At 60.2% G+C, this 12,855-nt stretch carries 13 protein-coding genes; 9 read left to right on the forward strand and 4 right to left on the reverse strand.

What is annotated here, in order from left to right; genetic code table 11:
• Positions 1–66: 66 nt before the first annotated feature.
• Complete coding sequence (locus QF010_RS13275; protein ID WP_033060667.1) at positions 67–525, forward strand: Rsd/AlgQ family anti-sigma factor; 459 nt, start codon at positions 67–69, stop codon at positions 523–525.
• Between the two features lie 63 nt (positions 526–588).
• Here the strand turns inward: QF010_RS13275 and QF010_RS13280 are convergent, their stop codons facing one another.
• On the reverse strand, positions 589–1,254 hold the full coding sequence (locus tag QF010_RS13280; protein ID WP_429511616.1) for an FKBP-type peptidyl-prolyl cis-trans isomerase: 666 nt from the start codon (positions 1,252–1,254) through the stop codon (positions 589–591).
• 192 nt (positions 1,255–1,446) lie between these two features.
• On the opposite strand from QF010_RS13280, the gene QF010_RS13285 reads away from it, so the two are divergent.
• The gene (locus QF010_RS13285) at positions 1,447–2,568 is read left to right on the forward strand and encodes an AlgP family protein (RefSeq protein WP_429511617.1); all 1,122 of its coding nucleotides are present in this window, start codon (positions 1,447–1,449) and stop codon (positions 2,566–2,568) included.
• Here QF010_RS13285 and QF010_RS13290 read toward each other — a convergent pair.
• Positions 2,565–3,029, reverse strand: coding sequence for a TIGR02444 family protein (locus tag QF010_RS13290; RefSeq protein ID WP_429511618.1), 465 nt, complete (start codon positions 3,027–3,029; stop codon positions 2,565–2,567). The genes QF010_RS13285 and QF010_RS13290 overlap by 4 nt on opposite strands.
• 50 nt (positions 3,030–3,079) lie before the next feature.
• On the opposite strand from QF010_RS13290, the gene QF010_RS13295 reads away from it, so the two are divergent.
• From QF010_RS13295 to QF010_RS13315, 5 genes are all read left to right on the forward strand, one after another.
• Positions 3,080–4,990 carry an ATP-binding cassette domain-containing protein gene (locus tag QF010_RS13295; RefSeq protein ID WP_074871876.1) on the forward strand — a complete coding sequence of 637 codons (1,911 nt, stop codon included), beginning with the start codon at positions 3,080–3,082 and terminating at the stop codon, positions 4,988–4,990.
• Complete coding sequence (locus tag QF010_RS13300; RefSeq protein ID WP_033060659.1) at positions 4,990–5,571, forward strand: mechanosensitive ion channel family protein; 582 nt, start codon at positions 4,990–4,992, stop codon at positions 5,569–5,571. Before QF010_RS13295 ends, QF010_RS13300 begins: the two co-directional genes overlap by 1 nt.
• Positions 5,572–5,686: 115 nt before the next feature.
• The gene (locus tag QF010_RS13305) at positions 5,687–6,319 is read left to right on the forward strand and encodes a LysE family transporter (protein WP_033060657.1); all 633 of its coding nucleotides are present in this window, start codon (positions 5,687–5,689) and stop codon (positions 6,317–6,319) included.
• Positions 6,320–6,470: 151 nt separating this feature from the next.
• A complete protein-coding gene (locus QF010_RS13310; protein ID WP_033060655.1) occupies positions 6,471–8,369 on the forward strand; it encodes a cytochrome c/FTR1 family iron permease in 1,899 nt (632 codons plus the stop codon).
• Between the two features lie 108 nt (positions 8,370–8,477).
• Positions 8,478–8,933, forward strand: a complete 456-nt coding sequence (locus QF010_RS13315) for a YaiI/YqxD family protein (RefSeq protein ID WP_033060654.1) — start codon at positions 8,478–8,480, stop codon at positions 8,931–8,933.
• Between the two features lie 65 nt (positions 8,934–8,998).
• Here QF010_RS13315 and elbB read toward each other — a convergent pair whose 3' ends face one another.
• Positions 8,999–9,667, reverse strand: coding sequence for an isoprenoid biosynthesis glyoxalase ElbB (elbB, locus tag QF010_RS13320; protein WP_033060653.1), 669 nt, complete (start codon positions 9,665–9,667; stop codon positions 8,999–9,001).
• Positions 9,668–9,782: 115 nt separating this feature from the next.
• Here elbB and QF010_RS13325 point away from each other — a divergent pair, with 115 nt between their 5' ends.
• Positions 9,783–11,018 carry a sterol desaturase family protein gene (locus QF010_RS13325; protein WP_429533271.1) on the forward strand — a complete coding sequence of 412 codons (1,236 nt, stop codon included), beginning with the start codon at positions 9,783–9,785 and terminating at the stop codon, positions 11,016–11,018.
• Here QF010_RS13325 and QF010_RS13330 read toward each other — a convergent pair.
• Positions 10,999–11,631 carry a DedA family protein gene (locus QF010_RS13330; protein ID WP_008150321.1) on the reverse strand — a complete coding sequence of 211 codons (633 nt, stop codon included), beginning with the start codon at positions 11,629–11,631 and terminating at the stop codon, positions 10,999–11,001. The genes QF010_RS13325 and QF010_RS13330 overlap by 20 nt on opposite strands.
• Before the next feature lie 208 nt (positions 11,632–11,839).
• On the opposite strand from QF010_RS13330, the gene hemB reads away from it, so the two are divergent.
• Positions 11,840–12,853 (forward strand): porphobilinogen synthase, encoded by a 1,014-nt coding sequence (gene hemB, locus QF010_RS13335; RefSeq protein WP_008150323.1) that lies wholly within the window; start codon positions 11,840–11,842, stop codon positions 12,851–12,853.
• Positions 12,854–12,855: the final 2 nt, after the last annotated feature.

Raw genomic sequence — 12,855 nt, forward strand, 5'->3', positions numbered from 1 at the left:
ATACTTGACCTTCAAGTGTGGCGACGGGTGTAGGGCAGCATGACCCACAAGGGAAGAGAGATCACCATGCTCGAAAGTTGTCAGAATGCTCAGGAACGTTGGGGTGGAGTGCATCTGCTGATCGATCGCTGGTTGCAGGAGCGTCACGAACTGGTTCGGGCCTATGATGCTCTCGGCGCCGAGCCTGAGGCGCTGGGTGAGAACCGTAAGCCGTTGCAGGAGTTTTGCGGCGTGCTGGTCGATTACGTGTCTGCCGGGCACTTCGAGATCTACGAACAGCTGACCGGCGAAGCCAAAGCGTTTGGCGACACTCGCGGGCTCGAGCTGGCCGAGACCATCTACCCTCGCATCGACGTCATCACCGAGAAGCTGCTCGCGTTCAATGACCTGTGTGATGCAGGTCAATGCGTGGCAGAGAAATTCAAAGAGCTGGGTGGTCTGTTGCACGAACGCTTCGAACTGGAAGACTGCCTGATCGAAGTGCTGCACACCGCTCACAAGGAAGAGGACTCGGTTCAGGCCTGAACCCCCTTCCTGCAAGACCTCCAAAAACGGTGCGCTATGCGCGCCGTTTTTCGTTTCCGGTATTCAGCTTGTGGCACCGCGCAATTCGACTTCGAACACCAGCGGTGTGAACGGCGCAATCAGGTTGCCGGCACCCTCGGCGCCATAGGCTTCGGCCGATGGAATCACCAGGCGCCATTTCGCACCGACCGGCATTTGCTGTAACGCACTGCGCCATCCGCTAATCACACTGTCGAGACTGAACCACTGCGGCTGACTGTTCTGATCGAACACCGTGCCGTCGGGAAGGCGACCGATATACAGCACCTGGACTTTGCCGTTGGGGCCAGCTTTGGCGCCAGTGCCTGGCGCCAACTCCGTCAGCAATATTCCATCGGCCAGTTCACGAGCGCCCGGCCTGGCTTTTTCCTCGGCGAGAAAGGCCTGCTCTTTTTTGAGGGCGACTTCACTTTGTGGCGTACTCGTTTGCAAGGCGACCTGGGCTTCATGCTCGGCAAGAATCTGTTCGATCTGCTCATCTTTCAGCGCCAGGGGTTTGCCTTGATAGGCTTGTTGCAAGCCCTGGATCAGCGCCTGAAGTTGCAGATCGGGAACCTCTTGGCGCAGGCGTTCGCCCAGGCTTGCGCCCAGGCTGTAAGAGAGATCATGAGTGTCATTTTCTTTGGTTTTTTCGGCGGCCTGGGCCACGGAAAAAAACACGCACAGTGATAAAAAAAGGTAGCGCGACATGGGCACTCTCCGACCTGAGATGCGGGGGATTATGCCAGTGTGAATGCGCTCGACGGTGAACTGGTTTTGCGCAAGTGCAGAAGAATTTCAATCCGTTGCAACGCGGCGCTTTCGATACTGTCAACATGCCCTAGCGGCGGTAGCAGCAGAGGTCTAGTATGAGCCGCACCCACGTCAGCCAGGAGGTAAACCATGTCGGCCACCAAGAAGCCAGTAAATACTCCGTTGCACTTACTCCAACAACTCTCGGGCAGCTTGCTTGAGCATTTGGAAAACGCTTGTTCGCAAGCCTTGGCTGATGCTGAAAAACTGCTCGCCAAACTGGAAAAGCAGCGCGGAAAAGCGCAAGAAAAACTGCACAAGTCCCGTACCAAATTGCAGGACGCTGCGGCGGCCGGCAAGGCCAAGGCACAAACCAAAGCCAAGGGCGCAGTGAAGGAGCTTGAGGACTTGCTCGATGCCCTCAAGGATCGTCAATCCGAAACTCGCAGCTACATTCTGCAACTCAAGCGCGATGCTCAAGAAAGCCTGAAACTGGCCCAGGGCGTCGGTCGTGTACAAGAGGCTGTCGGCAAGGCGTTGTCCCTGCGTTCGGCCAAGCCTGCTGCGGCTCCTGCCAAGAAAGCCGCTGCCAAACCGGCTGCTGCAAAAGCACCGGTCAAGTCTGCCGCCAAACCGGCCGCCAAAGCACCGGTGAAAGCCGCAGCAAAACCTGTCGCTAAACCTGCGGCAAAAAAACCAGTCGCTGCTAGCGCTGCAAAACCGGCTGCTAAAACAGCTGCAGCAAAACCTGCCGCCAAGCCAGCTGCTGCCAAAACAGCTGCCGCTAAACCGGCTGCAAGAACCGCTGCTGCCAAACCGGCGGTGGCGAAAACTGCAGCGGCTAAACCAGCTGCCAAACCGGCCGCAAAACCAGCTGCAAGAACTGCCGCTGCGAAACCTGCTGCCAAGCCTGCCGCGAAATCAGTCGCGACTAAAACTGCCGCCAAGCCAGCTGCAAAACCAGCTGCAAAAGCTGTAGCCAAACCGGCTGCCAAAACGGCTGCTGCAAAACCTGCCGCAGCCAAGCCAGCCACTGCTGCAAAACCTGCCGCAGCGAAACCAGCAGCCAAACCTGCCGCTGCCAAACCTGCTGCAAAACCAGCCGTGAAAAAACCGGTTGCCGCCAAGCCGGCCGCCGCGCCAGTTGCCAAGCCAGCCAGCCCGGCTCCGGCAGCACCGTCTGCTTTAGCAGCAGCCACCTCGACAGCCACGCCAGCGCCAACGCCGGCCGCCGCGTCGATCGCAGCAACCACCCCAACCAGCGCTTCCTAAGTGCCGGTTACCGCGACGCGCAGCTGATGCAGCGCGTCGCGGTCCAGGTGGGCGGCGCCTGCCGTCACACCTTCCAGCCAGGCCGATAGATCGGTCGCCTCACACTGCGGCCAACTCTGCGCCGATCGTTCCAGTCGTACCAACAGATGTCGCTCGGCTTCCAGCTCGAGTGCCTTCACTTGCTCGCGCAAAGCATTCAGTTCCCTATCGTCGGCGGCGACGACTTTCCAATTCACCCGCAAGGCTCGCAGCGGGTGCACCACGTCTGCGTCCCACGGCTCGGCCACGCTACGTAGTTGCTGCAATCGGTGTTCGTTACAGGCGACGCCACGATCTCCCAGCCAGAGTCCGCAGAGCAGCAAGCACACATTGATCCCCGCCGACTGTAATTGCAGGCAGGCGGGTTCAACGCCGGGACGGGCGTAAGTACTAAGGGAAAAGCTCCACAGGTCAGAGGACATAGTGCTACTCGCGCCAGTTGCGAGCGAAGCTGGTAGACTCCGCCGCCATTATGATTCGACTTCAGAACCTGACTTTACAGCGTGGCCCTCAACGTCTGCTAGAAGACGCTGAGCTGACCCTGCACGCCGGCCACAAAGCCGGCCTCATCGGTGCCAACGGCGCCGGCAAATCGAGCCTGTTCGCCTTGCTTCTGGGTGACCTGCACCCGGACTCGGGTGATTGCTTCCTGCCGGCGGACTGGCGCATCGCCCACATGCGCCAGGAGATCGACACCCTCGATCGGGTGGCGGTCGACTATGTGCTCGATGGCGACCTGCGCCTGCGCGAGGTGCAACGCGACCTCGCGGCAGCCGAAGCGGCCCATGACGGTACCGCTCAGGCCCGCCTGCACTCGGAACTCGACAGCGCCGACGGTTACACCGCCGATGCCCGGGCCCGAAAGCTGCTGGCCGGTCTTGGGTTCACCAATGAGCAGATGGATCGCCAGGTAGGAGATTTCTCTGGTGGTTGGCGGATGCGTCTGAACCTGGCGCAGGCTTTGATGTGCCCTTCGGACTTGTTGTTGCTCGACGAACCGACCAACCACTTGGACCTCGACGCCATCATCTGGCTCGAAGAATGGCTCAAAAGCTATCCCGGCACCTTGATGCTGATTTCCCACGACCGGGACTTCCTCGATGCCGTGGTCGATCACGTGGCCCACGTCGATCAGCGCAAGATCACCCTGTACCGCGGTGGTTACAGCGCCTTCGAACGCGCCCGTGCCGAACGTCTGGCCCAGCAACAGCAGGCCTACGAGAAGCAGCAGGCGCAACGTGCGCACATGGAAAGCTACATCGCCCGTTTCAAGGCCCAGGCCACCAAGGCCCGTCAGGCCCAGAGCCGGATCAAGGCGCTGGAGCGGATGGAAGAACTGTCCGCCGCCCACGTCGATTCGCCGTTCGATTTCGTTTTCCGCGAATCAGTAAAAATCTCCAGCCCGTTGATTGACCTTTCCGACGCCCGACTGGGTTACGGCGAGCGAGCCGTGCTGGAGAAGGTCAAGCTGCAACTGATCCCCGGTGCGCGGATCGGTTTGCTTGGCCCGAACGGTGCCGGTAAATCGACCCTGATCAAAAACCTTGCCGGTGAACTCGAGCCGTTGTCCGGCCGACTGACCCGTGGCGAGAACACCGTCGTCGGCTACTTCGCCCAGCATCAACTCGACTCACTCGACTCCAAGGCCAGCCCGTTGCTGCACATGCAGCGCCTGGCGCCGACCGAGCGCGAGCAGACGCTGCGCGACTTCCTCGGTGGTTTCGACTTCCGCGGTGCGCGGATCGATGAGCCGGTGCTGAACTTCTCCGGTGGCGAAAAGGCGCGCCTGGCGCTGGCGTTGATCGCCTGGGGCCGGCCGAACCTGCTGCTGCTCGACGAACCGACCAACCACCTGGACCTGGAAATGCGTTTGGCGCTGACCATGGCCCTTCAGGAATTCAGTGGCGCGGTACTGGTGGTCTCCCACGATCGCCATTTGCTCAAAAGCACCACCGACAATTTCTACTTGGTGGCGGACGGCAAGGTCGAGGAATTCGACGGCGACCTGGAAGACTACACCCGTTGGCTGGTGGACTACCGTCAGCGCAACGCCCCGGTCAGCAATACGCCGGTCAATCCGGACAAGACCGACAAGAAAGCCCAGCGCCAGGCCGCCGCTGCGTTGCGTCAGCAACTGGCACCGCACAAGCGCGAGGCTGACAAGCTCGAAGCCGAGCTGGGCAAGCTGCACGAGAAACTGGCGAAGATCGATGCCAGCCTCGGCGACAGCGACATTTACGAGCCGGCGCGCAAGAACGACTTGCGTGATCTGCTGGCCGAACAGGCCAAGCTGAAGGTCCGTGAAGCCGAGCTGGAAGAAGCCTGGATGGAAGCGCTGGAACTGCTCGAAAGCATGCAGGCGGAGCTGGAGGCGCTGTCCTGATGGAAGCTTTCAAGCTGCCATTGCCTGCCGTGTGGATTGAGCCGATCTGGCTCTTCGTGCAGATCCTGCTGATTCTGTTGGCGGGATATGTTGCCCAGCGTTGCGTCGCCAAGTGCCTGACTCGCCTGGGTGAGCGTTATCCGTTTCCGCCACAGTTTCTGATGCCGCTGCGCGGTGGTCTGCGCTGGCTGATCATGGGCAGCGCGCTGATCTTCGTGCTGGAACGCCTCGGGGTGTCGGCAACGGTGCTCTGGACCGCGTTGTCCGGGTTTGTCGCGGTAGCGGCAGTGGCGTTCTTCGCCATGTGGAGCGTGCTCTCCAATCTGCTCTGCGCCATTCTGATCTTTACCGTCGGCCCGTTCCGTCTCGGCGACGTGGTCGAGTTGGTGGACACCACCGACAAGCCCGGCGTCAAAGGCCGGGTGGTGGCAATCAATCTGCTCTACACCACGCTGATCGAAGCCGAAGAACTCGGCACCGGCAGCGCCATGGTGCAAGTGCCCAACAGCCTGTTCTTCCAACGCTCGGTTCGACGCTGGCGCGGCAGTGATGTATTCCCTTCCAGCGGTTTCGAAAAGTAGCCTGAATGCCGACCACGCTGGTCGGCAGCTGTTCTGTCCTGCAAAAAATCGGTAGTCATCGGCCCAAAGCCGCATTAGCTTAGACGTCTGTCACGAGTCTGAATCGAGGTGTGCGATGGTGCTTCAAACATGGCTGGCGTTTTTTGCCGCCTGCTGGGTGATCAGTCTGTCTCCCGGTGCCGGCGCCATTGCGTCGATGTCCAGCGGTCTGCGATACGGTTTCTGGCGCGGTTATTGGAACGCCCTGGGCCTGCAATTGGGCCTGGCGCTACAGATTGCGATTGTCGCCGCCGGTGTTGGCGCAATCCTCGCGGCGTCGGCCAGCGCTTTCTACGCGATCAAATGGTTTGGCGTGGCCTATCTGGTTTACCTGGCGGTCAAGCAATGGCGCGCATTGCCCAATGACATGAGCGACGACGCGGCCGTCCGGCAAATCGGCAAGCCGATGGCGCTGGTGTTCCGGGGTTTCCTGGTGAACGTCAGCAACCCCAAGGCGTTGGTGTTCATGCTCGCGGTGCTGCCGCAATTCATTGATCCGCATGCACCACTGGTGGCGCAGTACCTGATCCTCGGTGTGACCATGATCTGCGTCGACCTGATCGTCATGGCCGGTTACACCGGACTGGCTTCCAAGGTGTTGCGCATGTTGCGCACGCCGAAGCAGCAAAGACGCATGAACCGTACCTTTGCCGGGCTGTTCATCGGTGCGGCGGCGTTCATGGCGACCCTTCGCAAAGCGGTGGTGTAAAACCGCCAAGCACAAAAAAGGCGACCCTCGAGGTCGCCTTTTTCATGGCCCAAACCCGTGCAAAAACGGCGGTACTTGCGAACAACGCTTGAGTGAAAGTCATTGGAAGTGAACAATGTGTTACTTCTTATTTCCAATTGAGATTCATTCCATGACTGCCCCGTCCCGATTCCTGGCCTGGCTGATGTTGCCGTTGTTTGCCTTGTGCAGTTTCAACCTGCTGGCCGACACCGTGGAAGGCGCGCCGCAAGCGCTGCATTTGCTCGATTACATCGGTGCGGATTACCCGGAAACGGTGCAGGCGGGCAAGGTCATTAATGAATCCGAGTACCAAGAGCAGCTGGCATCCATCAAGGCGCTGCAAGGCTTGATCGCTGCGATGCCGGCCAAACCGGAAAAAGCCGGGCTGGAGCAGGGCGTCAGCACGCTGCGCAACGCGATCACTGCGCGTCAGGACGGCGCGGACGTCGGTCGTCAGGCACGGCAACTCGGCGCCAAGTTGGCGGTGACCTATGAAGTCAGCCAGGCGCCGATCATTACGCCGGATCCGACCCGTGGTGCGCCGTTGTACGCTCAGCACTGTTCGGTGTGCCACGGCGACGTGGGTGCCGGGGATGGCCCGGCGGGTGTCGGTCTGACACCGCCACCGTCCAATCTGCGTGATGCTGCGCGGCTGGATCACCTGAGCCTCTATGCGATCTACAGCACTTTGGGCCTCGGTGTCGAAGGCACCGATATGCCGGCCTTCGCCGATCAGCTGGATGATCGACAGCGTTGGGACCTGGCGACCTACATCGCCAGCTTCAGCGCAGATCCGGCTGCTGCAAAATCCGAAAAGGCCTACAACATCGCCGACCTGGCCCGTCAGACTCCCGCAGAAGTGCAGGTTGCCGAGGGGCCGCAAGCGGCGGCGACCTTCCGTTCGCAGCGGGCGCAACCGCCACAGGTCAAGCGTGGCCCGGCGCAGTTGCTCGATTACACCGCCGCAACGCTGGACAAGAGCATCGCGGCCTACCGTGCCGGCGATCACGATCAGGCCTATGACCTGTCGGTGGCGGCATATCTGGAGGGCTTCGAACTGGTCGAAAGTTCTCTGGATAACGTCGACACCAACGTGCGCAAAGACACTGAAAAATCGCTGATGGCTTACCGTCAGTCGTTGCAGGACGGTTTGCCGGTGGCCCAGGCCCAACAGCGCCTGGATACGGCCAAGGCCAAGTTGAAGGAATCCGCCGGCCTGCTGGGCAGCGATGGTTTGAGCTGGTCCCTGAGCTACATCTCCGGTTTGTTGATTCTGTTACGCGAAGGCCTGGAAGCGATTTTGGTGCTGGCGGCGATCCTCGCGTTCCTGCGCAATACCGGCCAGCAATCGGCGGTGCGCAGCGTCAACGTCGGCTGGGGGCTGGCGCTGCTGGCCGGTCTCGGGACTTGGGCGTTGGCGGCGTATGTGATCGATGTCAGCGGCTCGCAACGTGAATTGCTGGAAGGTGCGACGGCGTTGTTCGCCGCTGTCATGGTGCTTTGGCTCGGCGTGTGGATGCACGACCGTCGTCACGCGGCGGCCTGGAAGGATTACATCAAGAGCAGCCTGGTGGGCGGCGGTGGGCGTTTCGGGTTTGCGACGCTGGCGTTCTTCTCGGTGTATCGCGAGCTGTTTGAAGTGATTCTGTTCTACGAGACCCTGTGGCTGCAGGCAGGTCCGGCGGGTCATAACGCGGTGTTGGCGGGTGGTGGGACGGCGTTGGTGTTGTTGGTGGGGCTGGCGTGGGTGATTCTGCGCGGTTCGGCGAAGCTGCCGCTGTCACTGTTCTTCAGTATCAACGCCGGCCTGCTGTGCGCGTTGTCGGTGGTGTTTGCCGGGCATGGCGTGAAGGCGTTGCAGGAAGCCGGGATTTTCGGCACTCGGCCGGTGCCGTTCTTTGACTTCGACTGGCTGGGGATCCACGCTGATGCGTATTCGCTGAGTGCTCAGGCGGTGGCGATCATTGCGATCATCGTGCTGTATAGCCGTAGTCGGCTGGCTGAGAAGCGGCGGGTGCAGGTTTCTTAAACAGCATTCGCTGCGCTCACAATCGCGGGCAAGCCACGCTCCCACAGGTTTAGCGTTAACCTTGTGGGAGCGTGGCTTGCCCGCGAAGCTTTTAAGAGGAAGAAAAACATGCGTGTGTGGATCGATGCCGACGCCTGCCCCCGGGCGGCCAAGGATCTGGTGGTGAAGTTCGCCCTCAAGCGCCAGTTCGAAGTGGTGTTGGTGGCCGGGCAGCCGCAGATCAAACCGGGTTTGGCCCTGGTGAAGCTGATCGTGGTGCCAAGCGGTCCGGATGCCGCAGACGACTATCTGGTGGAATACGCGGTCCCCGGCGAGTTGGTGATCTGCAGCGATGTGCCGCTGGCCGACCGTCTGGTGAAAAAGGGCGTTGCGGCGCTGGATCCACGGGGCAAAGAGTTCGATGCGCAGAACATGGGCGATCGGTTGGCGGTGCGTAACCTGTTCACCGATTTGCGTGAACAGGGGCAGATGAGTGGCGGGCCAGCGCCATTTGGCGAGCGTGAGAAGCAGGCGTTTGCCAATGCGCTGGACCGGATCCTCACGCGACTTTCCCGTAAAGCCTGAACAAACCCTGTTCTTGTGGCGAGGGAGCTTGCTCCCTCGCCACAAAAGCCCTTCATCGAACAATGTCAGGCGTCGTTTTCGTGGGTCAGTTCGAGTACCCGGTCGACCAGTTTGTTGATGCCTGACGCCGCTTCGCTGATCGATTGCGCCAGCATGTATGCCGGGGTGCTGACCAGTTTGCGTGCTTTGTCTTCAACGATGTCAGTGACCGCGCAGTCTGCGTGTGTAGCGCCCATCTTGTTCATGGCGGCGGCAGTATCGGCGTCGTTGCCGATGGTGCAGGTCACGCCCGGTCCATAAATCTTCGCCGCGAGCGCCGGCGAGATGCAGATCAGCCCGACCGGTTTGCCGGCCTCGGCAAAGGCTTCAGCCAGCGCCAGGACTTCCGGTTGCACGGTGCAGCCGGCGCCTTCGACGGCGAAGTTCGACAGGTTCTTGGCCGCCCCGAAACCACCAGGCACGATCAGCGCATCGAAGTCTTCCACGTCCGCTTCGCGGATATCCTTGATATTGCCCCGGGCGATCCGCGCCGACTCCACCAGTACATTGCGTGACTCGGGCATTTCTTCGCCGGTCAGGTGATTGATCACGTGCAGCTGCGCGATGTTCGGTGCGAAACACTGCACCTGAGCCCCCCGCTGGTCCAGACGCAGCAGGGTGATCACGCTTTCGTGGATCTCGGCGCCGTCGTACACGCCACAGCCGGATAGGATCACTGCAATTTTTTTGCTCATGGGCTTTTCTCCAGATTCATGGCGTTAAATGTCCACTAATTTGTCACTCGTTGCCATAGGGTTAATTCGCGGCTACACCTAGGATCTGTCCTCAAGATTCCGATCAGGGCGCGTCATGGACTTCATTCTGTATGCGGTGCCGTTTTTCTTTGTGCTGATAGCCGTCGAACTGCTGGCTGACCGTTGGCGCGGAGTGAGCAATTATCGCGTGGCGGACGCGATCAACAGCATGAGCACCGGCGTGCTGTCGACCACCACCGGCCTGTTGACCAAAGGCGTCGGCCTGGTGACGTATGCGTTTGCCCTCAAGCATCTGGCGCTGTTCCAGCTCTCGGCAGACAGCGTTTGGGTCTGGATCTTTGCCTTTGTCCTCTACGACTTCTGCTACTACTGGCTGCATCGCATGGGCCACGAACGCAACATCCTCTGGGCGGCGCATTCGGTGCATCACCAGAGCGAGGACTACAACCTGTCCACGGCTCTGCGCCAGACCAGTACCGGCTTCCTGCTGAGCTGGATCTTCTACCTGCCGATGGCTGTGCTCGGCGTGCCGCTGCTGGTGTTCATCAGCGTCGCCTCGCTGAACTTGCTGTACCAATTCTGGGTGCATACCAAACACATTCCAAAGCTCGGCTGGTTCGAGTGGTTCTTTGTCACGCCGTCCAATCATCGGGCCCACCATGCACAGAACGCTCTCTACATGGATCGCAACTACGGCGGGGTGTTCATTATTTGGGACCGTCTATTTGGCTCGTTCCAGGAAGAGGACGACAACGAACCGGTGATTTTCGGCGTCACCACGCCGCTGGCGAGCTGGAATCCGTTGTGGGCGAACGTGCAGTTCTACGCGCAGCTGTGGGATGACGCGCGGCGTGCGCAAAGCAAATGGGACAAGCTGCGCATCTGGTTCATGCGCACCGGTTGGCGGCCGGCGGATGTGGCCGCCAAATACCCGATGAACAAGTCCGACCTGAGTCAGTTCCGTAAATTCGAGGTGCCGCTGGACGGGCGTCAGCAGCTTTACGTCGTATTGCAGTTCTGCGTCTACATCGCGCTGGGCAGCTACTTGATGAACCTGGAGCAAAGTTTGCCAACCGCCGCGCTGGTGCTCGGCTGGAGTGCCGTGGCGCTGGGTTTGTTTACGTTGGGCGTGGTCCTGGAGAATCGCCCGTGGGCGCTGAAGCTGGAGCTGCTGCGCCTGGCGTCGAATGTGCCGCTGGTGTGGCTGGCGCCGGTCGTCGGGCTGTGGCCGGCCAGCGCAGTGGGCTGGGTCGGCCTGCTGAGTTACAGCCTGCTCAGTGGTATCGGTCTCTACTGTTGCAGAAACCGTTTCACTCGACTGGCGTCGTAGGTTCGTTGGTTTTGGCTTGTTCCGCTTTCAAGGCCTGCTCGTCGGCGTAGATCTTCTTCGCCAGACGGGCGTTCTTGAGGCGTCGGCGTAACCACAGGCAAAAGCCCAGTATCAGCAGGGCACCAAGCACCCACAGTTCGTACTTCTTGACGCTGCCCAGCATGCCTTCGAGCACTGCACCGAAGTGATACGCGGCAGCAGCCAGCGCGGCGGCCCAGATCGCGGCACCAATCCCGTTGAGCAGCAGATAACGTCCCGGCGGATAGCCCGACAGGCCGATCGCCACTGGCATCACCGTGCGCAGGCCATAGACAAAGCGGAAGCTCAGTACCCAGATGTCCGGGTGCCTGCGGATGTGTTCCAGCGCCCTGTCACCCATCAATTGCCAGCGCGGTTTGCGCGCCAGCAACTTGCGGCCGTGCTTGCGCCCCAGGAAATACCACAGCTGATCACCGGCATAACTGCCGAGGAACGCCACGATCATAACCACTTTGAGGTCCATGTATCCGCGGAACGCGAGGAAGCCTGCGAGCACCAGAATGGTTTCGCCTTCGAAAAACGTGCCGAGAAAGAGGGCGAAGTAGCCGAATTCCTGAAGAAATTGTTGGAGCATTGTCTGGATGCTGGCGAAATGAACGCGCAGCCTAACCCTTCGGGAACATTCATGAAAGTGTCCAAATGTGTCTCGACGTGAACATTTCCTACAACGACAATGGAATGCGACTACCTGTCACAGGGGTGCGCACAACTGTAATACGTTCGTCATAATGGCCGCTTATAACTGTCACGCTCGCCCGCCAGCGCGGGCTCAGGAGTCTGCCGTGAGCTTTACCCCCGCCAACCGTTTGTTTCCAGCAACCCGCCTGCGTCGCAATCGTCGTGATGATTTCTCGCGTCGACTGGTCCGTGAAAACGTTCTGACCGTCGACGATCTGATCCTGCCGGTGTTCGTGCTGGACGGTGAAAACCGTCGCGAAGCGGTGGCGTCGATGCCAGGCGTCGAGCGCCTGACCATCGATCTGTTGCTTGAAGAAGCGGCCAAGTGGGTCGAGCTGGGGATTCCGGCATTGGCGTTGTTCCCGGTGACGCCGCCGGAGCTCAAGTCTCTGGATGCCGCCGAAGCCTGGAACCCGAACGGGATTGCCCAGCGCGCCACCCGCGCGTTGCGTGCGCAGTTCCCTGAGCTGGGCGTAATCACCGATGTCGCCCTGGACCCGTTCACCACTCATGGCCAGGACGGTATCCTCGACGAAGAAGGCTACGTGCAGAACGACATCACCGTCGACGCACTGGTCAAGCAGGCGCTGTCCCACGCCGAAGCCGGTGCTCAGGTGGTAGCGCCGTCGGACATGATGGACGGTCGCATCCAGGCAATCCGCGAAGCACTGGAACTGGCCGATCACGTCAACGTGCGGATCATGGCCTACTCGGCGAAGTACGCCAGCGCCTATTACGGCCCGTTCCGCGATGCGGTCGGTTCGGCGCTGAACCTGGGCAAGGCCAACAAGGCCTCGTATCAGATGGACCCGGCCAACAGCAATGAAGCCCTGCATGAAGTAGCGGCGGACTTGTCAGAAGGCGCGGACATGGTCATGGTCAAGCCAGGCATGCCGTATCTGGACATCCTCTACCGGGTCAAAGAAGAATTTAAAGTGCCGACCTTTGTTTATCAGGTCAGCGGTGAATATGCCATGCACATGGCGGCGATCCAGAATGGCTGGTTGAGCGAAGGGGTTATCCTCGAATCCCTGACCGCTTTTAAACGTGCAGGCGCTGATGGCATCCTGACTTACTTTGCCGTCCGTGCTGCTCAATTGTTACGAGAGCAAAAATAGCC

It is taken from the genome of Pseudomonas silensiensis (genome assembly GCF_050434865.1).
Taxonomy (GTDB): Bacteria; Pseudomonadota; Gammaproteobacteria; order Pseudomonadales; family Pseudomonadaceae; genus Aquipseudomonas; species Aquipseudomonas fluorescens_W.